This window comes from Vibrio sp. SALL6, assembly GCF_002002385.1.
Lineage (GTDB): Bacteria > Pseudomonadota > Gammaproteobacteria > Enterobacterales > Vibrionaceae > Vibrio > Vibrio parahaemolyticus.
On sequence record NZ_MQVK01000015.1, the window covers coordinates 122,634 to 148,945 of the forward strand.

The following is a 26,312-nucleotide window of genomic DNA, read 5'->3' on the forward strand; positions in this document are numbered from 1 at the left end:
TCAATAAATGGATATTTTGAAAACAACGGTGACCATCACCGGAGCGCTCGCTCCGTGTTTGGTTGCGGCAGGAACGGTAGACAGAACAAAGCTCCCAATTCCTGACATTGAGCCCCAAACTTACACTCAACTCGACGTGCGAGATGTTCAGCGCCCCGAGCCAACTCGCCGAATCGCGGCACCAAAAGATGCACCTAACGTGCTTGTTATCTTGTTAGATGACGTCGGTTTTAGTCAGTCATCCCTTTTCGGTGGCGCAGTTGATATGCCGACACTTGATGCGTTAGCTAAACAAGGTCTTATCTATAACCAATTCCATACAACAGGAGTAAGCTCTGCAACTCGAACTGCCTTGCTTACTGGCCGCAATCATCACCAAAATAATATGGGTTCGATTGCCGAAACATCGACGGCCTTCCCTGGCAATACAAGCGTTCGACCAAACTACATCGCTGCCCTACCAAAAATTTTGAAATATAACGGTTACAGCACGGCAATGTTTGGTAAAAACCACGAAATTCCAGCTTGGGAGACAGGGCCCGCAGGTAACCAAACGCTTTGGCCTTCTGAAGTGGGTTTCGACAAATTCTACGGCTTCTTCGGTGGTGAAACCGACCAGTTCCAACCCGTGTTGATTGACGGTAATACGCGCATTAAAACGCCACGTAAAAAGAACTATCACTTCACAGCAGATATGACCGACCAAACTATTAAATGGTTGAACTTGCAGCACAGCTACAATGCTGACCAACCGTTCTTCGCTTACTATGCTCCGGGTGCCGCACACGCCCCTCATCAGGCCCCAAGAGAATGGATTGATAAGTTCAAAGGCAAGTTCTCAATGGGCTGGGACAAACTAAGACAAGAGTCGTTTGAACGTCAGAAGAAGTTAGGCATTATTCCACAAGATACGGTTTTGCCACCAATGCCAGACTTTGTGCCTCGTTGGGATTCTCTCTCATCTGATGAAAAACGTGTCTTCGAACGCCAAATGGAAGTTTATGCAGGCTTCTTAGCACACACTGACCATGAGATCGGTCGAGTCATCGACACACTCAAGAAAAATGGTGAATTCGATAATACCTTAATCTTCTACATTGTTGGCGATAACGGTGCGAGCGCAGAAGGCAACCGTAACGGTAGCTTCAACTCACTAGCGTTCTATAACCTCATCACGGAAGATCCTAACCGCGTGTTAGAAAACATCGATAAGCTAGGCGGGCCAGATAGCTTCCCACACTACGCTTCAGGCTGGGCCGTAGCGGGTGACTCTCCATTTACTTGGACAAAGGGAATGTCTTCAGACTTTGGTGGCACTCGAAATGGTATGGTCGTGAGTTGGCCTGCGGGAATCGATAACAAAGGCCAGCCTTTGCGCGATCAATGGTCTCATGTTGTAGATATTGCTCCGACAGTACTAGAAGCCGCCAATTTACCAGCTCCAAAAGAAGTCGATGGTGTTGAGCAAATCCCGATGGCAGGCGTGAGCTTCACTAATACATTTAAGGAAACAAAAGCACAAACACGACACAAACCTCAATATTTCGAACTGGGAGGTAACCGTGCCATCTATCACGAAGGATGGCTAGCGCGTGTTACTCACTGGGCTTTAACTGAGGGGTCAACTAAGTTTAGAGACCTACAAGATGATAAATGGGAATTGTACGACACAACGAAAGATTTCTCTTTAGCCAACGACTTAGCAAAATCTAACCCTCAAAAGCTTGAGGAGCTGAAGAAGCTATTCGATAAAGAAGCAGAGAAAAACCATGTCTACCCTATCGATGATCGCACAATGGAACGTGTGAACGCAGAAATTGCGGGCCGACCTGATGCTCTGTTTGGTAAGAAGAGCCTAACGCTTTATGAAGGCGCAAGAGGCATCCCTGAAAACTCCTTCTTAAATATCAAAAATAAATCGTTTGATATTATTGCGGACATTTCAACAGACAATGCGTCAAAGACTAACGGTGTGATTATCGCGCAAGGCGGTAACTTCGGTGGTTGGACGTTATATGTGAAAAACGGCGTCCCAACCTTCGAATATAACTGGTTAACCTACGAGTACACTAAAGTCTCTGGTTCTAAACTAAAAGAAGGCAAGAACGAGATTAAAGTGGCATTCCGTTACGACGAGAACGGCCAAGGTGGTAAAGGTAACGCAGCTGGCAGAGGTAAAGGCGGTAACGTTTATCTCTACGTGAACGATAAGCTTGTTGAGAAGAAACTTATCCCTAACACAAACAGCCGCTTGTTCTCGCTCGACGATGGCGTGGGTATTGGTGAAGATGAAGGTGGCGCGGTGAGTAAAGACTACCAAGCACCATTCGAGTTCAATCAAAAAATTGAACAGGTCACAACCTCTATCGTTCAATAGCGATAAATCTCCTGAGTCATTATGTTAATAGTGGCTCAGGAGTCACTTCGCACTCCCGTTGATTTCCCCAACAATTCATTACTCGAGTTCAAGATGTCCAAAGCCATTGACCTAAACTTAATCAATACATTTATTGTGGTGACCGAGTGCCTTTCTTATACGAAAGCGGCGGATAAATTAGGTGTAACTCAGCCAGCGATAAGTGCTTCCATTAAACGACTAGAGCGCACAACAAACACAAAGTTATTTACGAAACGAGGGCGAAATATTGAGCTAACCAGCACGGCCCAGAGATGGCTGCCTCAACTACAACAAGCGCTGAGTGTAATCGATAGCGTGATCACCCAACCTGCTCCCTACAATGTTTACTGTTCAAATATCTATCCGGCTCAGCAATCCAAGCTTGAAAATGTCTTTTTTCATGAGTCAACATTAAGCGAAAACCATTTATTCTCTCTGCTTTACAGTAATGAAGCGGATTTACTACTGGGGGATATTGAAAGCAGAGAAGCGTCAATTATAGTGGAAGACGTTTGTCGAGAGCCTTGTGTTGTTATATGTCGAAACGGTCACCCAAGGATTGACGAGCACATCTCCACCGAGATGTTAAGCGACGAAAAACATTGCGTACTTGCCAGTAAATGGAGTTTTGATACTGAGTTTGAAAAACATTTGGGCTTAATCGTCAAATCAAACAATATCGATTCTATCGCATCTAACTATTTGGGTATTCTCACCCACGTAGCTCAAAACGACTGCATCGGAGTCATTCCGCTATCTTTGGCAAAGAAATGGGGGAAAACCTTTAATATTAAGCATTTTACTTCCCCTTTGGGCGCTTGCTTTATTCAATATCAAATCGCATACCACCAACGAAAAGTGAACTGTAAAAGGCATGGAGCGATGCGAGCGTTGATAAAATCTAAAGTATTAGAAGGTCAACAACGTATCATTTAATCAGTTGATTCCTCCCTACTTTTCAACAGATTTTATTGACAAAAAAGCCGTTGTTCATCAACGGCTTTCTTTTCACTTTCATTGCTTTAATACAACCGATTGATGAGAAAAGCTAAAAAGCGATACCTATCACGGCTTCCAACATTTTTAACTCTTCATGAGTCAAAAAATCTGTCGATTGCCTGCTGAGCACACTGCTATTGAATTCAACTATTGCTACATTCTGTTGCTCGTCTTTTTCATGTTTTGGTTGCTCCGGGGAAAAGTTGGTATTTTGCGTAACCATATTTGCTCCTACCCTATGCTTTATTTAGAGAAGCACTAAGCCATTTCCTTCCGCTGCTTATGCGAATTTTTTTATCATGTCAGAGAGTTCATTCGTACAGTTTTGCACTCTGCTGTTCATCTGGTTGGTTTCTGTCATCAGATCATACGACTCGCTGTATTTCAAATTGAGCGATTGGATGTTCTCATTGATTTCATCCGTGACGTAGACCTGCTCTTCGATGGCGACAGCTATCTGTTGATTTCTTTCTACAACATCTTGGATCAACGACTCTAGTTGCTGAATGCTCTCAAGCGCCGTTCCAAGCAAAGTCACCGTCCCTGTAGACATCTCGTTGCCTTTCTCCAACGCAGAAACCGCAGACTTACTGCCATGTTGAATGCTCTCAATCGCAGATTTGATCTCTGTTGTGGACTCTTGAGTTCGTTTGGCAAGCGTTCTCACTTCATCCGCGACTACCGCAAAACCACGACCCTGCTCGCCTGCCCTTGCCGCTTCTATCGCAGCATTCAATGCCAGAAGATTGGTTTGTTCGGCAATGCCATTAATCACCTCAATAACCGTCCCTATTTGATCCGTTTGTTGATTCAAACGCATCACCACTTTCGAAATCTCACCCAACTCGCCAACAAGATCGAGAACAGAATGGTTAACGTTATCGATAACATTGCGGCTATCGGTCATGGTGTTTTGCGCTTTCAGCGTTGCATCTGCGGTTGCTTGAGCATTATGAGATATCTCTGAAGACGAGGCTTGCATCTCATTCACTGCGGTTGCAACAGAATCAATTTCGATTTTTTGCGCGCTTAGGTTTTCAGTAACACGCTCACTGTTGTCCGCCGCGCTATCGGCATTCGTTTTCGTCTCTTCACAGGAATCTTTTACCGAAACTCCTACTCTGCCTAACAAGGCGTTCGCGAACTGCTTCCTCATTTTCATAGCCAGTTCGATTTCTGCAAGATCATTCACTTTCCCGCAGTATATATATTCCATCAACGGGTTATTGAAATCCTGTCTTGCTTGTTTAGCCAGCTTCTCAATTGGTCTGGTCAACATGTAGATGGATAATGCCGAAAGTAACGCTGCTGCACTGAAAGCCACCATTGGTGATTGATTCATCTCTAGAAGTAACAAGCCCAAAAAGTTCGAAATAAAAAGGAAAAAGGCAGCTCTCATCCAAAGACGTGTACGAGGTAGGTAAAGTTGAAGCGGTTTTTTATCATTTCGCAGTTTCGCGTAAGCTTTCTCTGCGCGTTTGACATAAATACGTTCTGGTTTAAAACGGACAGATTGGTATTCAACAATTTCACCGTTGTATTTGATTGGCGATGCAAACGCATCCACCCAGTAATATCCTCCATTTTTTCGTCTGTTTTTCACCATTCCCATCCAATGTTTCCCAGCTTTGAGATGAGACCAGAGGTCTTTAAACGCCTGTTTAGGCATATCTGGATGGCGAACAACGTTATGTGGTTTTCCTATCAACTCTCCTTCTTCAAAGCCAGCAACTTCATTAAAATGCGCACTGGCATATTTGATGTAACTTGATGGGTCGGTTATGGAAACGAGACTGTAGCTCGCAGGATAATCGTATTCCTTTTCACTCATATACATGTATCCTTACATTTAATAAATAAGTGCCACATATGAGTGTAGCAGCATAATATCCATACGCATAATGATGACTATATAGAAATATTCCCGCGACTTATTCAACAGAAGATTCGTTACATAAGTCTTTCATTTCTGGTCGTAACAATCTTTGCTTTGGTTAAAATTAATACTGACATCCCCTTCCTTAGGCCCTTGGTTAGTTGTTATAACTAGTCCAATACAACAATAACAAGGAAGACAAACACAATGGCTATTCGCTTTAGTCAGCTTGCTGTACAAGGACATACCACCACACTTTCCATTGATGAATGGACAATCGATAACAATGACTCTTGGGGCATCTTCAGTGCAGAAGGCGACATCGGCTCCCTGCTAGGCGATCTGCTTTGTGGTGAACTGAAACCCACACAAGGGACGTTGGATCTTGGTGAATTGAAAGTCGCGCAAGTATCGCTTTCAGAGCAACAACGACTACTTGAACGTGAGCTAGAAAAGGACGACACCGATTTTCTCGATCGTATCGACCAAGGCAGTACCGTTTATGCTTTGATTTTTGAGTGCTGCCAAGATGCAGCAACAACGGAAAGACTGCTTGAAGAGCTCGACCTTCACCATTTAAAACAGAGCGGTTTTCGTGTTTTATCGACTGGCGAGACCAGACGAGTCATGCTCGCTAGAGCGTTGGCAACCCAACCTGACCTTGTGCTTCTGGATAATCCTTTTGTCGGTCTAGATGTTGCCCACCGCGCTTCACTCGCAACCTATTTGCACTCGCTTTCGCAATCCGTCCAGATGTTGATTACGTTTTCTCGCGAGTCCGACATGCCAGAATGGATAGATCATGTGGCGCTATTTAATGCCGGCAGTCTTGACAGCACAATGAATAAAGAGAGTTGGGACAACCACCCGATAATCGAACAAATCAAGTCACAATCCCAAAAACAAAGCGAAGAGATGATGGGGTTGATACGACGTCACCAACACTCTACACACTTCGATGATCCTATTTTCGAACTAAAAAATGGCCAAGTTGAATACACTGAAAAACGTATTTTCACTGACCTGAATTGGCGCATAGATAAAGGACAACACTGGCAAGTTAAAGGGCCAAACGGCTGTGGTAAAAGTACGTTATTGGGGCTGATATTTGGCGATCATCCACAATGCTACAGTAACGACATCCACATCTTCGGCAAGAAACGAGGCTCTGGCGAAAGCATCTGGGAGATAAAACAGCATATTGGCATGGTCTCCTCTGCACTGCATCTTCAATACCGAGTGAATTGCAGCGCGTTAGAGGTCATTCTGTCTGGGTTCTACGACTCGATTGGCTTGTATAATCAGCCTTCGCGTAAAGAGATTGACGTAGCTAAAGAGTGGCTTGATATCTTACACATGCGTCACTACGAAAAGACGTCTTTCAAACAGTTGGAATACGGTCAGCAACGTTTGCTGTTGATCGCGCGCGCTATAGTGAAGCAGCCAACGCTACTCATTTTGGATGAGCCTTATCAAGGTCTCGACTTTTTAGGACGACGCTTGGTAAAAAACACGTTGGAACTGATTGCACGTGAAAATCTCAGCCAATTGCTTTACGTCTCCCATTACCAAGAAGACAGCCTTGAGAGCATCAAAAACGATCTTGAGTTTGTCTTCGATGACGAAGCGCAGTGTTATCGCGCTCAAATTCATCACTGGTAATGCGTAACAAGAGCTAGGAAATCGGCTGCTGCGCAAGCAGGGAATATGGTAAAGGTTTGGAATACAGGTAGCCTTGATGGTATTGCACTCCCATATTTTTCAAATGCTCTGCTTGCGCCGGCGTTTCGACGCCTTCCGCAATCAACTTCACTTGCAGCTCGTCCGCAAAATGAACGATGGCATTCAATACGGATGCACTCACACTTTGAATGCCTATTGTTTCAACAAAACACTTGTCGATCTTCAAATAATCAATTTTCATGTGCTGCAAAAATGCTAACGACGTTTGCCCAGTTCCAAAGTCGTCAATCAGTACATCAATTCCGTGCACACGCAACGCTGCAATATGCTTCCTTGCTTCCCCATTGATCAACTGACGCTCCGTAATTTCGATGCCGAGCGACACATTATTCTCACTTAGCTTTCTGTGGATGAGTTGCAGTTTTCTTATTACATGAGAACCGACAAGGTAGCCAGGTGGCACATTGACACCAAGATGCACCGGATGAGTAAACGTCAGTTTGGAAAAATCGTCCGCAGCTTTTTCTAAAACGTAGTCGGTCAGCAACGATACTAACCCGTTCTGTTCGGCCGCAGGAACAAATTCATCTGGAGCAATAAAACCTTTTTGTTGATGCTCCCAGCGTATCAGCGCTTCGTAACCAAACACGCGTCCGCTTTCAACATCAATCTGAGGTTGGTAATACAAGGTTAACTCGTTTTTTTTCAGGGCTTTTTTTAGTTCTGCAAGAAGGTTTCTTTGCGGATCGACAAACTTGTTTAACGCGTATAGGCAAAGATAAATCATCGCGATAATAGGCACTGAATAGATGATGTAAGAAATCAACTTTTGCTCGACAAATAAATCGCTAGCTTCAGCGAGTGCTTGGTATTCAAATACCTTAGATTCATTAAAAGCAATCGGGTTTGTACCTTTTCTGGATGCGCCAGCGGGCACCACGTCGTCATGAATAAACAAAGCTGACCGCTTGAGGCGTAAATCGTTGTTAAATCCAATTGTCGCGCCAAAATAGTCTCTATCAATGATGGTGATGGCTTTATATGTCTGCTGCCCTTGTGTCACCACTAGCAGCAATGGCTCATCTAGACCGTTTATCTGACCGAAGGTTAAGGCATGATTGGGCGTGAAGGTTAAGTATTCAGAAAGCGGTTTGGATAAGTGTCCAAGCTTCGATGAGCAAATGATCTCATCGCCTTTGACAATGAGCATTTCATCGATGTCTCGCTCAAACATCAAGTTTTGCTGCAACTGCTCACACCGTTCTGGATGAATAAGCGCAGTTCGGTTTTCAGTCTCAATTTGAAAGAGAATTTCATCCGCGATTTGTATGTTCTTTTCGAGCAAGTGATCGAGGTTACTTTGCACACTCTCGTGTGCCAAATACAAAACCTCCGCAAATACCAAAGGAAGTGGCAGAAAAAAGATAGCAGCTTTCTTAAGAAGCATTTTATTCAGCATATAAAAGCGACCTTTTATAAACCGATTGACTCAGATGGTATCGAGAAAACGATACCCACCAGCAACTCACGTTTACAATATTATTCATTAGATTTATTGAGTATGCGAGACACCTCCTACTCTCGCAAATAAAACAAAATCTGAATTGTTTAAGTTCCAATTTAGTGGCAAGAGACTCAAAGGTGAGACATCCACTTTTCAAGTTTTCTTCAATATTTAACCGCTCACTGCCATTTTCTCATTAAGTGAGAATTACTCATAAAAATTATTTTTCTTTTCTCAGTGATTAAGAATTATATTTGTCCTATATCTTTTAACACGTTACAACTCTCTCATGACATTAAACAAAGCCAACGCTAATCAGGTAAACGAAAAGGCACTGCAATTATTAATGCAAGTTGCGGTAAGCCAATTCCCAGTCTCTGCGAAAACACTCAGCGAACAATTGAACGTTCCATTAAGCAGTTTGTATCGACATCTAAAACTGCTGAAAGAATGGAACTTGATTGAAGAAAGTGTACACGACAAGACGTTTGTTGTTGGGCCAGCAGCCTTACTGTTGATGCACAGCTATGAAACCGCTCAGCACGGCCTTGATATGGTTGAAACCATCTTGGCGCGCTTGGTGCAGCAAACGGGGGAAATGGCGGCGTACATGGTGCCATCGGGTTATCGAGCGCTTTGTGTCAGACAAAAAGAAAGTATGCAGGCGCTACGATGCAGCTTCGTCCAGGGTCAAAGTCAACCCCTGCTTCGTGGCGCCTCATCTAAAGTGATGCTGGCTTTTATGCCTCAAAGTCGTTGCGAAAAGATCTTACGTTACTTTAGCCAAGATCATCGCTTAGACGAATGGGAAAAAGAGCTCGCCACAATCCGAAAGAACGGCTATGCCGTAAGTACCTCCGAGATTGACCCTGGTGTTTCTGGTATCAGTGCGCCAGTCATGAAAGGAAGTAAGCTGGTTGGCGCAGTTTCGGTTATGGCTCCGGCACACCGAGTAGAAAAGGATAAGCAGCGCATTATTTTGCATGTGTTGCAGGCGGCAAGGGCACTACCACCAGAAAGGTAATTCAACATGTTAAGCTTTTTCAAACGCTATAAGTTTCATCACACACCAAAGCAGCCGCATCATTATCCTTTTTCTTTTATGACGGTTTGCGAACACTTAGCCCCTATGTCTAAAGGTGCGTTTGAATTAGCAGACCAAAGTTTGGAAAACGCGAGCGAATGGTTGTATCAACAACATGATCACGCGACAGCAGCTAATTTCGGTCATTTTTCTCACTCAAAATTAGAGAGTGGTGAATTTCAGGAAGCATTGAGCCTATCGCTTTCTCGCCACTCAATCCCTGTGTTGGTTTCTAACTGCACGGAAGCCATTTTATCGATGCTTCCTGTCGTTGTGTCGTACCGCGATGAAGTGGGCATTGTGAATATCGGCCATAAGATGAGCCTAAAGCCGACGCTTGAACCTCGCATGGGTTCAGCGTTTCACTTTGCCCTTTCTCGCTATCAAAATGTGCGGCTATTTTTTGCTGGCGTAAGCGAGCAAGACACGAAACAAGAAACCTTGGAATACGCCGAAGATCAAGGCTGTGATTGGGTAACGGATCGTGAGTTTACGTTCAGACATCGCAACCACGTAAAGCAGCAAATCAGCAATTATTTGGATCACTGTGACCAAATCATTGTGACGATAGATTTAGGTTCACTATCAACGAAAAACAATCTTGAAGGTACGCCATCGCTGGATATTCAAATGGTACTGAGAACACTAAGGCTTTGTTTGGTATCTGGTAAGGTAAAAGCGATTCAACTTGTAGGCGACCGTGACCGATTGGTGTATTCACGACAAACCAAAGCCATTCTTGAGGAGTTGTATCAGATGGCTCCCCTGCTCGACCACGCGGCGTAGCGAATAATTGTACAGAATAAGGCCGTCACTTGGCCTTATTCTGGTAGAGCCTCACCTTTTATTATCATTTACTAACAAATACTTACACCATCAATGCGACATATGTCACATTTATCTATTGAACAAACAACCCATCTAAGTTCTAATATCCTTACATCACTATGGTATGACATACGAAATAAAAATCCCCATAGTTCAATAACTAAGCGGTTCTTCTAATAATATTTAGCCGCTATTTTTCTGAGACACTTATTTTCTCTCGCTTGATGTCATTCAGTTCCACGAGATTTAGGATACTTAATGATGCGTCTTTACTGCGTTATTGCTACGGCCATGTTGATGCCGTTAACAGCACAAGCAACGGTTTATGACGTTGCGAAACCATCTGAGCTAAACCAAATATGCTCAACTCATAGTTCTTTTGATATTCAAAGAACAGACACTACCTTTTTTTGCCATGGCAAGATCGTATTACCCGCTGGTGATTCCATCATCTCCTCTTCACCTGAGAACGAAGTCATACTAGAAGCTCATCAAGGCATTGTTTTAGAGGGCAATAACCGAATTGGTGAGCCGAATAAACGCATCTCACTTCGCTCGCTTTCAGTCGAGTTGAAGGTTAACAATGAGCAAGCTTCGAGCATTGAAGATTACCAAAACAAACACACTGTTATTTATGGTGACCTTCTGTCGGCCTACCCAACAAAACTGCATAATGTTCTCATCGATGGGGATATAGTGCTAACGGGGTCGACGCTTCATATTGACGGTAAGTACAACACCATTATTGGTAAAATTTTGACTCACAGTACGACCGATATATTCAATGCTAACGTTTGTGGCACCATTGAATCAAAAGGCCATCAATTGCATCTCAAGACGAATCACCCTTTCCAACAACATTTCGTCGTCGGTGATATTGTGGCGCACAGTTCTCTGCTTATTGATGATATGGCGGTTTACGGCACGACGGAGTCCAAAGGTGCATCTGCCGCACTGAACGGTTCGTTCTACGCGAAAGATACTGCGATTAAGTACTTCCAGACATTAAACTTTAATCAAGGTGTTGGAAGTCAGGTTTGCGGCGAAATCCAACAAACGCCGGGAAGTTCGCACCCTCATAGTTTAACTGGCAAGTATTCTCAGTTCTGCGGTGTTGGCCAATCACGTTGCGATTACTCGAGCTCCATTTGTCCGAGCACCGCAACTCCGCCGCCTGAGTGTAGCATGTTGCCTCCAAGTAACGATGACTTGGGCCTGACGGTGACACCATCTGATGACATGGCGTTGATGTGCGGTGACGATCTCCCGCAATTCACAGCGATCACAACCAACAACGATGAAGTAGTCAGCGCACCCGTGATGGCAATGTTGTCTGATCCCGACTTGTTCACGCTAGAGGTGGTGAAAGGGAAACCGACCTCAACTGAAAACCAGTTTCAATCTAACGATAGTGGTGAGCTCGTTGTTCGTGTGATTCCAAACGACATCGATAAGATCGCATTAGACGCCAATTACTATCTGACTTTCACGATGGTCGGAGACTCCGCTAAGGAGCAAACAGTCAACTTCATGTTTACGCCGTTTATGTTCGAAGCGTATTCAAATGAAAGACGGACACTGAATGAAATTCGCGTCATCGCTGGTAAACCAGAAAATGTTCATACACGTCTGCTCGCTTGTGCCTCCACAGGAGAACCCGTCGTTGCCAGCAATTACAATGGTAAACCCAAAGTAGTTCACCCTTTGATTAAACCTCTCGGTGGAAGCGAAGGTGATTTTAGTTATTCTGCTGAGTTCAAAGACGGATTATCGGAACATGGCTTAATTACTAACGAATCCGGACTGTTCGAGGTGACGTTATCTGACCAATTCGAATGTAAAGGATTTTCAGAGTGTCCGGACGACGGCACAGTTGAAGTAACAGGCAAGTTTAATGTGTACTCGCGACCATGGACCTTGGCAATCTGTGAGAACCAAAACACCTTGCCTTCAGGCACATCCGAACTAGGTGATAAGTTCATTGCCGCTGGCGAACACTTCTCGTTAACGGTGAAACCCGTCATCTGGCAAAAAGGGGGTTCTATCAGTGATCCTATCGACTCATCAGCTTATTGTGATGCTTTGGTCACGACCAACTTTATGCATGATGGCGCACCAGCAGCATCGGTTGTTTTGTCGAGCGAGCAACACTCGCCTTTAGACACGGCAAACCAAACCTCGACGCTGTTGAAAAGTAATTATGCGTTAACTCAAGGACACCAATCAGCCAAGAACCATCGCTTCGTTTTTAACGGATTGTATTGGGCAGAAGTCGGCAGCTTGAAAGTGAAAGCAAACCTCGACAGTACGTACTTTGGCATGAAGGTTAACGAAGGTTATCGCCATATCGGACGTTTCTATCCGAAGTACTTCAAAGTGCAAAGTCAAGATTGGACTTACCCTGAAAACCAAGGCTTTGTATACATGAATCAACCGTTTGAGAAAGTTACCTACGATGTGGTTGCGCTAAACGCAAACAAAGAGGACGTAAAAAACTACGCCCATTTTGCGCCAAGTTTACAACAGCATTTTTACTTAGGAGAGCTTGGCGGATACCAAGATCGTTTTGTGCCACCAGCACCACAAAAGGCAGAATGGAAGCGCATCGGCGATGCCAGTATCGGTCAGTTTGTCATTGAAAAAGCATCTACAAATGCAACGTGTCACAACAGCCCGTGTTGGGAGAAAGATATAACTAAAGGCCATTACCCTGATGGCCCGTTCAACCGCGGTGCAAACAGCAAGAGCAGTAAAATTGGCTTAGTGACTACTCACGTGGTTGATGAGGTGAACTTCTTCGATGGCGGTGAAATTCTGACGAAGCAACCAGACATTCGTTTTGGTCGTTTGAACTTTAAGGATGTTGGCGGAAATCAGGGCATGAAGATCAAAGTGCCATTGGACGTAGAGGTGTGGCAAGACGGTAGATTTGTTACAAACTTCGATGACAACTCGACAACCGCAAATGGTGCGTACTACACCAGCACGCCTATTTGGTCGAACGCGCCGGTAAATAACGCCCAGTTATCTGGTGTTGCTAAGATGAGTGTTGGCAGAACCAACGACATCATTGCAGGCCAAATTGACGCGGCAAGAGAACAAATTCAGTTCAGCCTAAATCTAGATCACTCAGGCAACCAACTTCCTTGGCTCAAATACGACTGGGAAACTTCGACTCCCGAAGAAGAAAACCCGCCAACAATAGTCACGTTTGGTATTCACCGTGGAAACGATCGCATTATCTATCGTGGTGAGCCGAATATGCTCGGCTTAAATTAGCATCTTAAACCAACACTAGACGGCAAATAAAAAGAGCCCCTCATTGAGGGGCTCTTTCGTTACAAACGAATGTAATTATCTAACAGTGTTTAGTTCGTGCCACGACGCGCTTTCAAACGCTTCACCATTGCAAGACGACGCTCTGCTGAGCCTTGGTCTGTCGCAGACTGGTTAGGGTTATTACGACGACCTTGACGGTTCTTAAACGCCGGTTTCGAGTTCAATTTCTCGATGTAAGATTCACGCTGTTTTGGCTCATAACCCGCAAGTTCGATACGACGAATGCGTTGCTGAATGAGGTTTTCTACTTGAACAACCGTCAGCTCTTCATCTCGGTTTACGAACGAAACCGCATGACCTTGCTTACCCGCACGACCGGTACGGCCGATTCGGTGAACGTAATCTTCAGCAAGGAAAGGCATATCGTAGTTCACTACGTGAGGTAGATCTTCAATATCCAAACCACGCGCTGCCACGTCCGTTGCTACCATGACGCGAACTTTGCCCGTTTTGAACTCTTCTAGCGCACGACGACGAGCACTCTGAGCACGGTCACCGTGACAAACTACTGCTTTGATGCCGTCAAGTTTCAGCTCTTTCACCACATCATTTGCGGTTTCTTTGTAGTTTACAAACACCAAAACTTGTTGCCAGTTTTTGCGACCGATCAGTTCAGAAAGCAGTTCTGTTTTACGTTCTTGATCGACTGGGTAAAGTACGTGAGCAACAGTGTGCGCGGTAGTGTTTGCACGCTCTACTTCGATGCGTTTTGGTTTACGCAAAATGTCTTTCGCTAACAGATTTAGCTGGCTTGAAGTCGTTGCCGAGAACATCATGATTTGCGGATCAGTATCAACGTCCAACATGATCTTACGAACAGCATGAATAAAGCCCATATCCAGAATACGGTCAGCTTCATCAAAAACAAGGAACTCAAGGTTCGCAACAGAAACGTTGCCTTGTTCTATGTGCTCTTCCAAGCGGCCTGGCGTTGCAACCAGAATATCGACGCCGTTTTCTAAAGCAGAAACTTGTGAAGACATTTTACGACCACCAAATACAGCCACAACTGATAGGTCTGTGTACTTAGTGTACGCTTTAATGTTGTCAGCAATCTGCTCTGCCAGTTCACGCGTTGGTGCCAAGATAAGTGCACGGGCGGTTTTACGAGAAGCAGTACGACCACTGTCTAGCAGCTGTTGAATCATAGGCAATGAAAACGCTGCAGTTTTACCAGTACCTGTTTGTGCTGTAGCGAAAATATCATGGCCTTTACGAGCCATTGGAATCGCCTTCTGTTGAATTGGCGTTAACTTTTCATAACCGCATTCTGCCAGTGCTTTAACCACTTCTGGCGCAAAACCTTGAGATGAAAATGACATTGAGCGTATTCCTTAAACAAACCACTTAAAATAGCTTTAAAAATTTAGCCGTGCACTATACCCGAATTTGAGTGATTTATCTCACTTTTCTCACTGAAACTCGATAAAAGAAAAAACGGTGAACCCTGCCATGCAGTCGATTCACCGTTTCATTCCAACATTTGCGCGAAGAATGACGAATGCCCTATCCTTCAATACCCGCAAGTTGCAGTAATATTTGCTCTAGTTCATCCCAAGGAAGAAGCTGAGAATCAATCACTTCAAGTCGTGATTCAAACCCTTCTAAGCTGATTTCGTTGACCGATACCACGCGATTTGCCACGTTAAATGCGTAACACCCTTGATTGGTGTTGACTACCGCTTTCACACGTTCGGCGGTTAGGTCAGACAACATCGAGAACAGCTTATCAAAATCGAACTTGTATTCAGCGCCAAATAGCCAGCCACAACTGAAATAGCCCTGCCCTTTGTTCTCTTTACGGATGAAAGCTTCACCCGGTGGTAACTGAAACTGAGGCTCTTGGTGTGCATGCTCATGGTGATGCGTTTCGATATGAGAAGAAGCACTGCCGTGTGCGCGTTCAATATCCAGAACTTCAATCGGCAGCTCGCCGTTATGAATCAACTTACTGAACACTTTAGCTGGCGTTTGATCGGTAACCCAATCGTTGAACACATCAATATCATGGTTTGAACAGAGATCGACTTTGCTGCCAATCACCACATCGGCACTGTCTAGCTGATCAACAAAGTTTTGATTAGACGTGTATTTTTCATCGCTCAAGTTACGAGGGTCGACTAACGCGATGGTCGCCTTTAAATCAACGTATGGCAGATATTGCTCTGATGTCAGCGTCGCAATCACTTGTTTTGGATGACCAAGGCCTGTTGGTTCAATCAACAAACGATCTGGCTTTTGGCGTAATAATGCCGTAATACCAACAGACATAGGAACGCCTGCGGTACAGCACATGCAACCGCCCGGCACTTCTTTAATCAACGCGCCTTGGTCGGTCATTAATGCACCATCGATGCCAATCTCACCAAACTCATTGACCAACACCGCCCAATTTTCATTTTCAGGTTTGTTCTTTAAAAGATTTAAAATCGTGGTCGTTTTACCGACACCCAAAAATCCGGTCAGTATGTTGGTAGGTACTCGATTTGACATGTTTTTCTCCGACACAGTCGTGCATTAGTGCTGGGGCAAAGTATACGGAGAATGTGACTTGCTTCAACGCTTTTTATCACGCTCGTTTATGTCTTGATTTAATGTGTGACGGTTTGAGTTTTGAGAATAGTCAGAATGACTTACCGCCTCTGCACGTTTCACATTCGACAGGTACATACTGGTGTGAATGACACAGGTAAAGAATGCGATAATCGCGACTAAGATTGGAAGGATTCCGAGCGTGTTTTCGAATTTAAGCGCAGCGATAGCCAAAGCGAAAACAACGACAGAGATAAGTGCAATAGCCTTACTTTTGTTGCTTTTCATGATAACTCGCCTTTTTTGAGAGTAAGCCCCTGACACCTCCTGTGACAAGGGCACCGAACGAAAGTCATACACCTTCAATCCGACACTCTAATGCTACTCCTTTCGAAGTAAGCAAAATTTGAGCAAGTTAACATTTGACAGAACATATGATTAGTAACTTATTAGTTATTTCAGTAGCTTACTAACAAATTTTTCCACCACTCACCACAACATCGCTTTCGTGTTCAATGACAACTTGTGCCACCAACTTTAGGCCAGCCACGATCATATCGAGGCTCATTGACGGGTGGCTGCCATCCGTCGCTTGTTCTGGCAACAACGGAATATGCACAAATCCATGCCGAATCGATTTGTCCCTCAGATAATGCTGTACTCCATAAAACAGATGGTTGCACACAAACGTCCCCGCGCTATTAGAAACCTGACAAGGGATGCCACTCTCATGCAACGTTTGAGCAATACGCTTGATTGGCAAAGACGAAAAATACGCATCCGGGCCTTGTTCGATGATGGGCTCATCGATTGGCTGATTGCCACCGTTGTCTGGAATTCGGAAGTCATCCACATTAATTGCAACGCGTTCGGGCGTTATTGCCGCTCTACCCGCGGCCTGACCAACGGTAATAACACAATCTGGTTGATGCGCTTCAATCGCATCAATCACAGCACGGATGGACTCAAAACGCGTCACAGGCACCTGACAAGTAACAATGATGCCACCGTCAAGACTTGTTTCTTCTAGCCTTTTCACAGCCTCCAACGCAGGATTTATTGCATCACCACCAAACGGTTCAAAACCAGTAATCAAAACCTTTTTCATCGCAACCTTCAAAGAGAAATTGTTTCGCCGATTATTGCATCGCCTCTTTCACTCTCCAACCATAAAGTCAGCTTGCAACCAAGCCACATTGTTTTGTGTGAATCCACTCTAACCTTCGCTCCCCAACAATAAATGAATCAGCACAGAACCTACCATAACTCAGCGGGAACTTGGTTTCTGTGCCTAACTTATGTAGAGTACGCGACCACAAAATATCGGCAGTTCAAAGAGATCGAATACCATGAACATTGATAACCACGTCATTGAAAGTCTTGAAGAGTTAGAAGCTTTTCTGCATTTAGTCGAGAGCGGTGCATTAGGTTTGGAAGGGGTAACTGGCGTTGCACTAGCGACAACAAACACTGACGGCCGTCCTTTTGTTGCTGTTCTAGGCGACAAACACCAACTTTTGTTGGGCCGTTGGGTTTCACAACATGTTTACGACAACGGTAAAGACATCGTTAGAAACGGCTCAGCACGTAAACACTGATTTCTGCGCATCCACGTATGCTAAAAAGAGATAAGCTTGCTGTTATTTAGCAAGCTTTTTTTATAACTAAAACCCTCTAAATAACTTTAATCCCAAAAACAAGAAAGCTTCGTAAACCATTGTTCAAAAATAAAAAATAAGCTTTTGAGTTAATTCAAGAGTTGTGACATTTCGCTGACATAACATGGTTTGAAATCCCTAACATCTGCCAACGGAAGCGAATCTAACTTTCGTTTTCAGACACCATCGCAGAGTACACTTCCTTGTACTCTGTTTGTCCCGAAAGACCCTTGTGACAGCCTGGAGTCTTTCGGGACCTTTTTGTTCCTCTTACTCACATTTTCCTCCAGACAAGACCAATCTCGTACTATTTAACTAGTTCACGATAGCAGTATCACGATTTAAGCAACTGATCACACAACCTATTTGAGAATTTGGGTATAAAAGTATCAATACACTCATTTACTAGGACGTAACTAATGAAAAATTCTTTCGACCACAACATGCCCAACAATGAAGGATATTTTGGCGAATATGGTGGCAGCTTTGTCCCGCCAGAGCTTGAGCAAATCATGCGAGATATTAACGCCGCTTATGAAGAATGTTGCCAAGATCCAGAGTTCAAAGACGAGTTAGCTCGCCTTTATAAACACTTTGTCGGTCGACCTAGCCCTATTTTTCATGCAGCGAATCTATCTAAGAAATACGGTGCCGACATTTATCTAAAGCGAGAAGACTTGAACCATACTGGCGCTCACAAAATTAACCATTGTTTAGGTGAAGCCATCCTTGCGAAGAAAATGGGCAAAAAGAAACTGATTGCGGAAACTGGTGCAGGCCAGCATGGCGTGGCATTGGCGACTGCTGCCGCTTTAGTTGGCTTAGAATGTGACATTTACATGGGCGAAGTCGATATCGCCAAAGAGCATCCGAACGTTGTCCGTATGAGAATCCTTGGTGCTAACGTTATTCCTGCCACGCACGGACGTAAAACGCTGAAAGAAGCCGTTGATGCTGCCTTTGAAGCGTACCTCAAAGATCCAGAAACTCAGCTTTATGCCATTGGTTCCGTGGTTGGCCCTCACCCATTCCCTAAAATGGTTCGCGATTTCCAATCCATCATCGGGAACGAAGCGCGAGTTCAGTTCAAAGAAATGACGGGCAAATTGCCGAACAATCTTGTCGCGTGTGTGGGTGGCGGCTCAAATGCCATGGGGTTGTTTAGCGCATTTTTAGAAGATGAAAACGTCGCGATCCACGGCGTCGAGCCTGCTGGACGATCTTTGGACAAAGTGGGTGAACACGCAGCCACCCTAACGCTTGGCGAGCCAGGCATCATGCACGGGTTTAAGTCTTACATGCTTAAAGATGAGCAAGGCGAACCACAAGAGGTACACTCCGTCGCCAGTGGATTGGATTACCCATCGGTAGGCCCACAGCACAGTTATTTAAAAGACATCGGACGCGTGAACTATGGTTCAATCAACGATGACGAAGCGATAGACGCCTTCTTTGAGTTGTCTCGCGAAGAAGGAATTATTCCTGCTATCGAGTCTTCCCACGCAGTCGCATACGCAATCAAACTGGCACAACAAGGTGAAACAGGTTCGATTCTTGTCAACCTTTCAGGTCGAGGCGACAAAGACATCGATTTTGTGGTTGAAAACTACGGAGCAAAATACGGTATTGAGTCACTTATCTAACTGCTAGACACTGAGCTGAGTTACGTTTAATCGAAACGCGCAGACAAAAGCAACGCCACCTAAAACAAGGTGGCTTTGTAGTTTTCTCTCAATTTACCTTTGCTTTAGTGGCTTAACTACGCTGCCTAGGCCTTCTGGCGTTTCTATTCAAACCATCGCCGCCTAACTATAGATATCTCTGTAATGTATACTTTGCTAAACTCCGCCCTTTGATGAGTAAGGCCCCTAAAATGATGACTGACGAAGAAAGAATCGAACTGCAACAAAACAACCCACTGCATGGGTTAAAGCTAGAGACTATGTTGCAAGAGTTGGTAGATTTTTATGGCTGGGACATTCTAGATACAGCCATGCGTTTTAATTGCTTTAATACCAAGCCTTCGATTGCAAGTAGCGTGAAGTATTTAAAGAAAACTGAATGGGCGAGAGAAAAATTAGAAAACTTTTATCTTTATCGCTTTAAGCGCATGCCACGAGCAAGTGAAGAAGAATACAATTTGCCACCAAGAGCCCGTACTTTCCCTCACGGTCTTGAGCCTAAAGAGCCAATGCCGCTAACCGTTGATTCTATTCTCAATTCACAAGCGAAAGCAGCATCCTCATTTAAAAAACGCTCATCTCGTGGCCGTCCGACACGTCGCTAGTATACTTCCTTGGAAAACAATTAGAGCCCTACTGACAGATCCAGTAAGGCTCTATTGTTCTTTAAAAGGGTTAACGGCAGCGAGTGCCCAACTGGTTCATCTCCGCCCAAGAAACTCTCGTAATTCGACTAACTTGTAGATTACGTCTTCTACTGATTACGCTTTTTCTTCTTTTTACCCGTTCCTGCTGGCTTTGCGCGCGGCTTCATCGGTAAAAAGTAGGCCTCACTTTGGTCGTCTTCCACTTCAAAGCCTTCTACCTGCTCGCGTTCAAGCTGGAACTTATTTTTCTTTTCTATCACTTTAAAGTGGTGGTAGTCATCGTAATCGATAAGAGATAGACCTAGACCCACTTCCCCCGCACGGCCACTGCGTCCAATGCGATGCATATAATCGGCAGGACTACGCGGAAGATCGAAGTTAATCACCACTGGCAATTTTTCAATATCGAGACCGCGCGCTGCGATATCGGTAGCAATCAGTACTTGAATCTCACCAGACTTAAAACCATCAAGAACGCGAGTACGAGCGCCTTGCCCTTTATCGCCATGAAAAACTTCGGCAGTGATGCCGCGTTTTGACAGTTTCTGAGCTAGGTGGTTACAGGCATTCTTAGCATTCACAAAAATTAAAGTCTGGCGCCATTGATGCTGTTTGATTAGATGTGCGAGTACCGCCGTCTTTTCACCTTTATTAACACTAAACACGCGCTGCACCAAAGTGCTGGCTTCTGCACTCTGTAACTGAACTTCAACAGGATCGTTAAGTAAGTGCTGAGCCAACGTCGTGACTTTCTCAGGGAAAGTAGCAGAAAATAGTAGTGTCTGTTTCTTCTCTGGCAGTAAGGCAAGAATCTTATTGAGCTCTTCGGTAAATCCTAAACTCAACATACGGTCGGCTTCATCGAGCACGAGCGTTTTTACTTGGTCTAACTTAATCGCATTGCTCGATACCAGATCAAGTAGTCGTCCCGGCGTTGCAACAATGATGTCACAGCCACCACGCAGCGCTAGCATTTGCGGGTTCACGGATACGCCACCAAATACGGCAACCGTTTTGATCTTATCTCTAAGATGGTATGAGTAAGATTTAACGTTGTAAGCCACCTGCGACGCCAGCTCACGAGTAGGAACCAAAATCAGATGAGAAACGAAGTTACCACGACGATCATTTGATTCACCTTGCTGAAGAATTTTCTGCAGAATTGGCAGCGAGAAAGCGGCGGTTTTACCTGAGCCCGTATTGGCTCCGCCTATCATATCCCTGCCATCAAGCACATGAGGAATAGCATGAGATTGAATAGGTGTTGGTTGGTTATATTCTAACGCTTCTAGTCGCTCGACTAAGGTTGGAATCAGGCCAAGATCGGCAAATGTCGCTTGCTGTGTTTTATCTGTCATTACGATGAGAGGCTCAGTACTGGGTAAAGGCCGAGTATCTTATGCTATTTAGCACGAGGATGTTAGCGATAATGCGCGAAACAGAGGTGGTTTGGAGCAGCGCTATAAAGGTCAGGAATGCTCTTTGCTTAATATTCGTGAATCCCCTCATGATAAACAACCATTTATGGGGCCAGTGGTAATTCACTTTAAAGAAAAAAGAGTCAGGCAGTCTGACTCTTTAGAAGTAAAACACACTGTATCGTGGGAAATAGGGTTACAGAGACAGGTTACATCCTTTTCAAAGGTTTCACGACGCTGTCTAGCCCTTCAATTTTTAACGCTAAACACAGCTTTAATAGGTCACCCAACTCGCCGCTCGGCCAGCCTTTTTTATCAAACCACAGCAAATATTCCTCAGGTAAATCAATAAGTACTCTGCCTGCATATTTGCCAAATGGCATTTGCATTCTTGCCAGTTTAATCAGGTTTTCTTTTTCTAACATAAATGAAGCGCGGTTAAGACATCTCACGCAAGAGTACCACCAGCGGTGCTCCCTCACCAGTTAAAGGACCAAATAAGGCAAGAAGCTCAACGATCGTTAGGGCGGTTTATTTTGACGGCTTTGAGTTGCTTTGTGCTAGAGTACGCGACATTAAAAATTAGAACGAGAATGCAATGAAGTCACCATGTAGAGCAGCCTGTAAGAATAACGCTGGAATTTGTTCTGGCTGTCACCGAACGATGGATGAAATCATCCAATGGAAAGACAAAACCGAACTCCAACGAGAAACCATTATCGAGCAAATCACCGGAGAAGATTCCACCCACCGCTGTCCTGAATGCGATTCGCAAGCTCACTGCGATATTGCAGCAGGAAAAGAAACGTGTTGGTGTTTTGGTATTGAGCCTCGTGACTTGCCTAAACCGGAGTCCGATCAGCTTTGTTTATGCCGCAAGTGTTTAGAAAAAAAGCCAGTCGCATAATACGACTGGCTTCTTCATGTAACGCGATTCTAAAATGATAACTATTTCGCGGTAAGCGCAGAAGTCTCAAATTGAATGCCTTCCCACCCCGTCACCATGAAATTGCGGATATTTTGGTGATCGTTGTTTTCTGGGTGAAGCAGTACGTCCTCGCGGTAGAAACGACCAAAACACGCCAACGTCGCTTCTTTATCGAGAGCGTTCAATAAGCCGAATGCAAAAATTTTGCACGAACCGTTGTTTTCATTCGCGTCATTTTGCGTATTGCCATTCGTAAATGCAGCGGGCGTAAAATCGTAATTGTCTTCAATCACCGCCATCGTCGTTTCAAATTCAATCTTTTCAGGTGACGATGCCAGCGCATCCAGAAATTGTTGTAGTTCCATTTTCATTCCAAATCCTAATGCCATCGCAATCTCGCCAATGACACATTTGTTTCATAAAAAGCCCATATAAGAGTCATAAATCATACATATATTCAGAGCCTTACCAAATCACACGTCAATCAATGTTCTATTATCGTCCACTGCAGTGAATGAATAGATATCTGAAAATCATGCATTGAGCGACAGTATATCGGATTGATAAGGAGATATCATGACCACCCCAATTAAGGTAATAGGTGCAATGGCGTTATCGACGCTCGCCATCGCATGTTCATCGCAACAGAACGATGTTATCGCATCTTTCAGTGCACAATGTAAGCCGATCAGTTCACCTGCTGTTGGGGAAACCTCAATCCAAGGTTTGACGTTTGTTGGGTCATCTATCGCCGATGCGCCGTTTGATACTTCTGCCGCAGAAATCGTTAACTATGATGCGTGCACGGACAAACTTTACGTGGTCAATGCTCAAGCCAAACGTGTGGATGTGTTGTCGCTCAACGAAAGCAGTGCGCCTTCACAAACCGATTTTATTGACCTAACCGATGCGGGAATTTCCGCAGGGATTGAAATAGGCGCGGCCAACAGTGTTGCTGTGTTTAATGGCTTAGTCGCCGTCGCGATTGAAAACAATAATAAGCAGGAAGATGGCTTGATCGCGCTGTATCGCTCGGATGATCTTTCTCTAATCACCACTTTCAAAACCGGTGCGCTGCCAGATATGGTTGGTTTTTCTAAAGATGGTCGTTACATTGCCACCGCAAACGAAGGCGAACCGAACTCCGATTACAGTATCGATCCCGAAGGTAGCGTGACGTTGGTCGATTTGAGCAAAGGTATTAACAATGCTGACGTTACGCAAATTGGCTTTGGCGAATTTGATGGAGTGCGCTCAGATGAATTGCCAAAAGCTGTACGTATTTCCGGCCCTAATGCCTCAATTGCTCAAGACCTTGAACCGGAATACCTGACGTTTGCCGACAACGGTAAAATTTATGTCGCCTTGCAGGAAAATAACGCGATGGCGATTATTGATCCGCAAAACCACTCGGTAGAAAAAATTGTCGATTTAGGGGAAAAGTCTTGGTCGAATTCAAAGCTGGACGCCTCAAATAAAGATAAGATCATCGGCAATTTGAAAAGCTATCCGCAGCTGGTTGGCTTGTACATGCCCGACACGCTAGACAGTTACTCTGTCAATGGCAAAACCTACATTGTTTCGGCCAATGAAGGGGATGGTCGCGAATATGGTTTTAAAACCACTCAAGCTGAATGTGATCAAGCAGGATTCATGTGGGACGAGGATGACTATCAAGGTACGCCAGATTACACCAATGTCAAAGGCACCTGTTTGAGCCATATCGACGAAGTCCGTGGCAAAAAACTCAAAGTTACGACCGACCACCCTCTTGCTGAAGCTCTGAAAGACAACAAACAGCTAGCTAGACTCAAAGTTATCAAACCAAACCACACATTAAACACAGAAGAAAATGTTCAAGCATTTGGCGCGCGTTCATTCTCAATTTGGAATGAAAGTGGTGAGCTAGTTTTTGATAGTGGGGACGACTTCGCAACGGTTGCCCTCTTGAACGAAGGCAAATACTTCAACAGCACAAACGACAGCAACAGTAGCGGTGATGACAGAAGTGATGATAAAGGCATCGAGCCAGAAGCCATCGAAGTAGCGAAAATCAATGGGCGATACTACGCATTTATCGGTTTAGAGCGCCAAGGCGGTATTATGGTTTACGACATCACCGAGCCAAAACAAGCGCAGTTCTTGCATTATGTAAACCACCGCGATTACACCCAACCAGTATGTACGTTGGTAGAAGACGGTGAGTGCGCAAATGACACTTACAATCCTAAAGCGGGCGATCTAGCGCCCGAGTCAATCAACTACTTTGCTCGTAACGGACAACATTTTATTGCCGTCGGTAACGAGGTATCGGGCACAACCTCAGTTTTTCGTATCGAAATCTAAAAACAGTAGTATCTCTAAGTGTCTACAACTGTGGCGCTAAAACCGTGGCCATAAAACAGAAGTGCTAAATAGGAAACGCCCGAATATCAGTTCGGGCGTTTTTTATTCACGGTCAAGTGTGTTAATGCTTTTCAGAGCATGAATAGCAAACAACGGCTGTCCATTCGTGTTTATTCGCTCAACACCAACGCATCACACTTAGACGCACAGATGAAATCGTTCTTATGCAAACCTTTAATGGAATGGCTCCACCAAGTCACGGTGACTTTGCCCCACTCAAGCAAAATTGACGGGTGATGAAATTCTTCTTCTGCCAATTCCGCAATCTTATTACTGAACGCCCACGCTTGTTTAAAGTTCTTAAACTTATAGACCTTCTCAAGTTGCGGAATGTCGTCCCTTTCAATGAGATGCCAATCGGACAGCTGCAGCAATAGAGATTGCTGTTCTTCTTTCGTCAGGGCAATGGCATCAAAGCTACAAGCTTCGCATTTTTGTTCATTCAGCATGAGCAGGTTCCTTAGGTTCAAAAAGTGGTGGAAGCAATCCAGCATCTATCGCTAGATCCGCTTGTTTCAATAAATTCAGTTGGCTAATTTGGAAAAGCTGGGAGAAATCATCGATCACATAATATTTAGGCTGCATGATATCGATGCGATATGGTGTTCTTAATACCGTTTGTAGGTCAAAGGACTCACGAATTGCACTTTCGCTTTCCAATGCGTAGATGGTTTCTCCTGGGGAAGAGAGTATACCGCCGCCATAGATTTTGGTTTTCGTGCCTTCTTTCACTAAACCAAATTCAACGGTAAACCAGTAAAGACGAGCCAAGTAAGCTCTCTGTTTTGGTGTTGCCGCTTGTCCGAGCTGACCATAATGTTCCGTAAACGCAGCAAACTCTGGATGCGTGAGCATGGCACAATGGCCGAAAATTTCGTGGAAAAAATCCGGCTCTTGTAAATAGTCGAACTCTTCTCGGGTTCTTAGGAAAGTCGCGACTGGAAAACGTTTGTTACCCAACAAATTAAAAAATCGGTCGAAATCGATCAGAGCAGGCACAGGCTCAACCTGCCATCCTGTTGTTTCCATTAAGACTCGATTGATTTCCGGCAACTGAGGCACGCGATCCTGAGGTAAGTTCAGCAGTTCCAAACCACGTAGATAAGCATCACACGCACGATCTTTGATCACGCTCATTTGTCTCGTGACAAGGTCACTCCAAATGGCATCTTCTTCGTGGCTCCATTCTACCCTTCCATCCTGGCTAACGGGTTTTGAACGATATTGAGTCATGACTCATCTCCATTAACAAATCCTTTACATTAAGCCTATCTGGAGTCTTAAGAGCTTCCAATCCCTGATCGATTTTCTCAATCAAAGTTTGATGTAA

General features: G+C 44.5%; 23 protein-coding genes. 11 read left to right on the forward strand and 12 right to left on the reverse strand.

Going from position 1 to position 26,312, the window contains the following annotated elements; translation table 11 throughout:
- Positions 1–7: 7 nt before the first annotated feature.
- Together BIW15_RS09120 and BIW15_RS09125 are read left to right on the forward strand one after the other, a co-directional pair.
- On the forward strand, positions 8–2,377 hold the full coding sequence (locus tag BIW15_RS09120) for an arylsulfatase (protein WP_021821495.1): 2,370 nt from the start codon (positions 8–10) through the stop codon (positions 2,375–2,377).
- A 21-nt stretch (positions 2,378–2,398) separates the two neighbouring features.
- Positions 2,399–3,334 (forward strand): LysR family transcriptional regulator, encoded by a 936-nt coding sequence (locus BIW15_RS09125; protein ID WP_179115254.1) that lies wholly within the window; start codon positions 2,399–2,401, stop codon positions 3,332–3,334.
- Positions 3,335–3,446: 112 nt separating this feature from the next.
- Here the strand turns inward: BIW15_RS09125 and BIW15_RS09130 are convergent, their stop codons facing one another.
- Positions 3,447–3,620: a hypothetical protein gene (locus BIW15_RS09130; protein WP_005482667.1), complete on the reverse strand. Its 174-nt coding sequence runs from the start codon at positions 3,618–3,620 to the stop codon at positions 3,447–3,449.
- 57 nt (positions 3,621–3,677) lie between these two features.
- Complete coding sequence (locus BIW15_RS09135; protein WP_005487868.1) at positions 3,678–5,228, reverse strand: PAS domain-containing methyl-accepting chemotaxis protein; 1,551 nt, start codon at positions 5,226–5,228, stop codon at positions 3,678–3,680.
- 252 nt (positions 5,229–5,480) lie between these two features.
- Here BIW15_RS09135 and modF point away from each other — a divergent pair, with 252 nt between their 5' ends.
- Entirely contained in the window at positions 5,481–6,935 is a 1,455-nt protein-coding gene (modF, locus tag BIW15_RS09140; protein WP_005498459.1) for a molybdate ABC transporter ATP-binding protein ModF, read from the forward strand.
- Positions 6,936–6,948: 13 nt separating this feature from the next.
- Here modF and BIW15_RS09145 read toward each other — a convergent pair whose 3' ends face one another.
- A complete protein-coding gene (locus BIW15_RS09145) occupies positions 6,949–8,415 on the reverse strand; it encodes an EAL domain-containing protein (RefSeq protein ID WP_025536949.1) in 1,467 nt (488 codons plus the stop codon).
- Positions 8,416–8,749: 334 nt separating this feature from the next.
- Here BIW15_RS09145 and BIW15_RS09150 point away from each other — a divergent pair, with 334 nt between their 5' ends.
- From BIW15_RS09150 to BIW15_RS09160, 3 genes are all read left to right on the forward strand, one after another.
- On the forward strand, positions 8,750–9,484 hold the full coding sequence (locus BIW15_RS09150; RefSeq protein ID WP_005462094.1) for an IclR family transcriptional regulator: 735 nt from the start codon (positions 8,750–8,752) through the stop codon (positions 9,482–9,484).
- A gap of 6 nt (positions 9,485–9,490) precedes the next feature.
- The gene (locus tag BIW15_RS09155) at positions 9,491–10,330 is read left to right on the forward strand and encodes an arginase family protein (RefSeq protein WP_005482584.1); all 840 of its coding nucleotides are present in this window, start codon (positions 9,491–9,493) and stop codon (positions 10,328–10,330) included.
- 300 nt (positions 10,331–10,630) lie between these two features.
- Positions 10,631–13,651 carry a DUF6701 domain-containing protein gene (locus tag BIW15_RS09160; protein ID WP_077280885.1) on the forward strand — a complete coding sequence of 1,007 codons (3,021 nt, stop codon included), beginning with the start codon at positions 10,631–10,633 and terminating at the stop codon, positions 13,649–13,651.
- A gap of 89 nt (positions 13,652–13,740) precedes the next feature.
- On the opposite strand, the gene BIW15_RS09165 is transcribed toward BIW15_RS09160, so the two are convergent.
- The 4 genes from BIW15_RS09165 to pcp all read right to left on the reverse strand — a co-directional run bounded on the left by BIW15_RS09165 (position 13,741) and on the right by pcp (position 17,351).
- Entirely contained in the window at positions 13,741–15,033 is a 1,293-nt protein-coding gene (locus tag BIW15_RS09165; RefSeq protein ID WP_005482719.1) for a DEAD/DEAH box helicase, read from the reverse strand.
- A 184-nt stretch (positions 15,034–15,217) separates the two neighbouring features.
- On the reverse strand, positions 15,218–16,204 hold the full coding sequence (locus BIW15_RS09170; protein ID WP_077280886.1) for a GTP-binding protein: 987 nt from the start codon (positions 16,202–16,204) through the stop codon (positions 15,218–15,220).
- Positions 16,205–16,267: 63 nt separating this feature from the next.
- Positions 16,268–16,531, reverse strand: coding sequence for a hypothetical protein (locus tag BIW15_RS09175; protein WP_047123341.1), 264 nt, complete (start codon positions 16,529–16,531; stop codon positions 16,268–16,270).
- Positions 16,532–16,712: 181 nt separating this feature from the next.
- The gene (pcp, locus tag BIW15_RS09180) at positions 16,713–17,351 is read right to left on the reverse strand and encodes a pyroglutamyl-peptidase I (RefSeq protein WP_077280888.1); all 639 of its coding nucleotides are present in this window, start codon (positions 17,349–17,351) and stop codon (positions 16,713–16,715) included.
- A gap of 241 nt (positions 17,352–17,592) precedes the next feature.
- Here pcp and BIW15_RS09185 point away from each other — a divergent pair, with 241 nt between their 5' ends.
- The 3 genes from BIW15_RS09185 (at position 17,593) to BIW15_RS09195 (ending at position 20,188) form a co-directional block, all read left to right on the forward strand.
- The gene (locus BIW15_RS09185; RefSeq protein ID WP_005462100.1) at positions 17,593–17,841 is read left to right on the forward strand and encodes a hypothetical protein; all 249 of its coding nucleotides are present in this window, start codon (positions 17,593–17,595) and stop codon (positions 17,839–17,841) included.
- A gap of 479 nt (positions 17,842–18,320) precedes the next feature.
- Positions 18,321–19,544, forward strand: a complete 1,224-nt coding sequence (gene trpB / locus BIW15_RS09190) for a tryptophan synthase subunit beta (RefSeq protein ID WP_017448076.1) — start codon at positions 18,321–18,323, stop codon at positions 19,542–19,544.
- A gap of 230 nt (positions 19,545–19,774) precedes the next feature.
- Positions 19,775–20,188 (forward strand): VF530 family DNA-binding protein, encoded by a 414-nt coding sequence (locus BIW15_RS09195; protein ID WP_005462112.1) that lies wholly within the window; start codon positions 19,775–19,777, stop codon positions 20,186–20,188.
- A 149-nt stretch (positions 20,189–20,337) separates the two neighbouring features.
- On the opposite strand, the gene BIW15_RS09200 is transcribed toward BIW15_RS09195, so the two are convergent.
- Positions 20,338–21,588, reverse strand: a complete 1,251-nt coding sequence (locus tag BIW15_RS09200; protein ID WP_015313050.1) for a DEAD/DEAH box helicase — start codon at positions 21,586–21,588, stop codon at positions 20,338–20,340.
- A gap of 269 nt (positions 21,589–21,857) precedes the next feature.
- Complete coding sequence (locus tag BIW15_RS09205; RefSeq protein WP_005375557.1) at positions 21,858–22,073, reverse strand: DUF3820 family protein; 216 nt, start codon at positions 22,071–22,073, stop codon at positions 21,858–21,860.
- 173 nt (positions 22,074–22,246) lie between these two features.
- Between BIW15_RS09205 and BIW15_RS09210 the strand changes: the two genes are divergently transcribed.
- Complete coding sequence (locus BIW15_RS09210; protein ID WP_017448075.1) at positions 22,247–22,555, forward strand: cysteine-rich CWC family protein; 309 nt, start codon at positions 22,247–22,249, stop codon at positions 22,553–22,555.
- A gap of 41 nt (positions 22,556–22,596) precedes the next feature.
- On the opposite strand, the gene BIW15_RS09215 is transcribed toward BIW15_RS09210, so the two are convergent.
- Positions 22,597–22,941 carry a HopJ type III effector protein gene (locus BIW15_RS09215; RefSeq protein WP_021451084.1) on the reverse strand — a complete coding sequence of 115 codons (345 nt, stop codon included), beginning with the start codon at positions 22,939–22,941 and terminating at the stop codon, positions 22,597–22,599.
- A 211-nt stretch (positions 22,942–23,152) separates the two neighbouring features.
- On the opposite strand from BIW15_RS09215, the gene BIW15_RS09220 reads away from it, so the two are divergent.
- A complete protein-coding gene (locus BIW15_RS09220; protein WP_179115255.1) occupies positions 23,153–24,922 on the forward strand; it encodes a choice-of-anchor I family protein in 1,770 nt (589 codons plus the stop codon).
- Positions 24,923–25,092: 170 nt separating this feature from the next.
- Here BIW15_RS09220 and BIW15_RS09225 read toward each other — a convergent pair whose 3' ends face one another.
- Together BIW15_RS09225 and phhA are read right to left on the reverse strand one after the other, a co-directional pair.
- Positions 25,093–25,431, reverse strand: a complete 339-nt coding sequence (locus BIW15_RS09225) for a 4a-hydroxytetrahydrobiopterin dehydratase (protein WP_005482617.1) — start codon at positions 25,429–25,431, stop codon at positions 25,093–25,095.
- The gene (gene phhA / locus BIW15_RS09230) at positions 25,421–26,215 is read right to left on the reverse strand and encodes a phenylalanine 4-monooxygenase (RefSeq protein WP_025635916.1); all 795 of its coding nucleotides are present in this window, start codon (positions 26,213–26,215) and stop codon (positions 25,421–25,423) included. The genes BIW15_RS09225 and phhA overlap by 11 nt, the downstream gene beginning before the upstream one ends.
- Positions 26,216–26,312: the final 97 nt, after the last annotated feature.

Excerpts from the sequence above, each read along its gene's own strand:
- BIW15_RS09120 (WP_021821495.1), top strand. The coding sequence starts at position 8 with ATGGATATTTTGAAAACAACGGTGACCATCACCGGAGCGCTCGCTCCG.
- BIW15_RS09125 (WP_179115254.1), top strand. The coding sequence starts at position 2,399 with ATGTTAATAGTGGCTCAGGAGTCACTTCGCACTCCCGTTGATTTCCCC.
- BIW15_RS09130 (WP_005482667.1), bottom strand. The coding sequence starts at position 3,620 with ATGGTTACGCAAAATACCAACTTTTCCCCGGAGCAACCAAAACATGAA.
- BIW15_RS09135 (WP_005487868.1), bottom strand. The coding sequence starts at position 5,228 with ATGAGTGAAAAGGAATACGATTATCCTGCGAGCTACAGTCTCGTTTCC.
- modF (WP_005498459.1), top strand. The coding sequence starts at position 5,481 with ATGGCTATTCGCTTTAGTCAGCTTGCTGTACAAGGACATACCACCACA.
- BIW15_RS09145 (WP_025536949.1), bottom strand. The coding sequence starts at position 8,415 with ATGCTGAATAAAATGCTTCTTAAGAAAGCTGCTATCTTTTTTCTGCCA.
- BIW15_RS09150 (WP_005462094.1), top strand. The coding sequence starts at position 8,750 with ATGACATTAAACAAAGCCAACGCTAATCAGGTAAACGAAAAGGCACTG.
- BIW15_RS09155 (WP_005482584.1), top strand. The coding sequence starts at position 9,491 with ATGTTAAGCTTTTTCAAACGCTATAAGTTTCATCACACACCAAAGCAG.
- BIW15_RS09160 (WP_077280885.1), top strand. The coding sequence starts at position 10,631 with ATGATGCGTCTTTACTGCGTTATTGCTACGGCCATGTTGATGCCGTTA.
- BIW15_RS09165 (WP_005482719.1), bottom strand. The coding sequence starts at position 15,033 with ATGTCATTTTCATCTCAAGGTTTTGCGCCAGAAGTGGTTAAAGCACTG.
- BIW15_RS09170 (WP_077280886.1), bottom strand. The coding sequence starts at position 16,204 with ATGTCAAATCGAGTACCTACCAACATACTGACCGGATTTTTGGGTGTC.
- BIW15_RS09175 (WP_047123341.1), bottom strand. The coding sequence starts at position 16,531 with ATGAAAAGCAACAAAAGTAAGGCTATTGCACTTATCTCTGTCGTTGTT.
- pcp (WP_077280888.1), bottom strand. The coding sequence starts at position 17,351 with ATGAAAAAGGTTTTGATTACTGGTTTTGAACCGTTTGGTGGTGATGCA.
- BIW15_RS09185 (WP_005462100.1), top strand. The coding sequence starts at position 17,593 with ATGAACATTGATAACCACGTCATTGAAAGTCTTGAAGAGTTAGAAGCT.
- trpB (WP_017448076.1), top strand. The coding sequence starts at position 18,321 with ATGAAAAATTCTTTCGACCACAACATGCCCAACAATGAAGGATATTTT.
- BIW15_RS09195 (WP_005462112.1), top strand. The coding sequence starts at position 19,775 with ATGATGACTGACGAAGAAAGAATCGAACTGCAACAAAACAACCCACTG.
- BIW15_RS09200 (WP_015313050.1), bottom strand. The coding sequence starts at position 21,588 with ATGACAGATAAAACACAGCAAGCGACATTTGCCGATCTTGGCCTGATT.
- BIW15_RS09205 (WP_005375557.1), bottom strand. The coding sequence starts at position 22,073 with ATGTTAGAAAAAGAAAACCTGATTAAACTGGCAAGAATGCAAATGCCA.
- BIW15_RS09210 (WP_017448075.1), top strand. The coding sequence starts at position 22,247 with ATGAAGTCACCATGTAGAGCAGCCTGTAAGAATAACGCTGGAATTTGT.
- BIW15_RS09215 (WP_021451084.1), bottom strand. The coding sequence starts at position 22,941 with ATGGAACTACAACAATTTCTGGATGCGCTGGCATCGTCACCTGAAAAG.
- BIW15_RS09220 (WP_179115255.1), top strand. The coding sequence starts at position 23,153 with ATGACCACCCCAATTAAGGTAATAGGTGCAATGGCGTTATCGACGCTC.
- BIW15_RS09225 (WP_005482617.1), bottom strand. The coding sequence starts at position 25,431 with ATGCTGAATGAACAAAAATGCGAAGCTTGTAGCTTTGATGCCATTGCC.
- phhA (WP_025635916.1), bottom strand. The coding sequence starts at position 26,215 with ATGACTCAATATCGTTCAAAACCCGTTAGCCAGGATGGAAGGGTAGAA.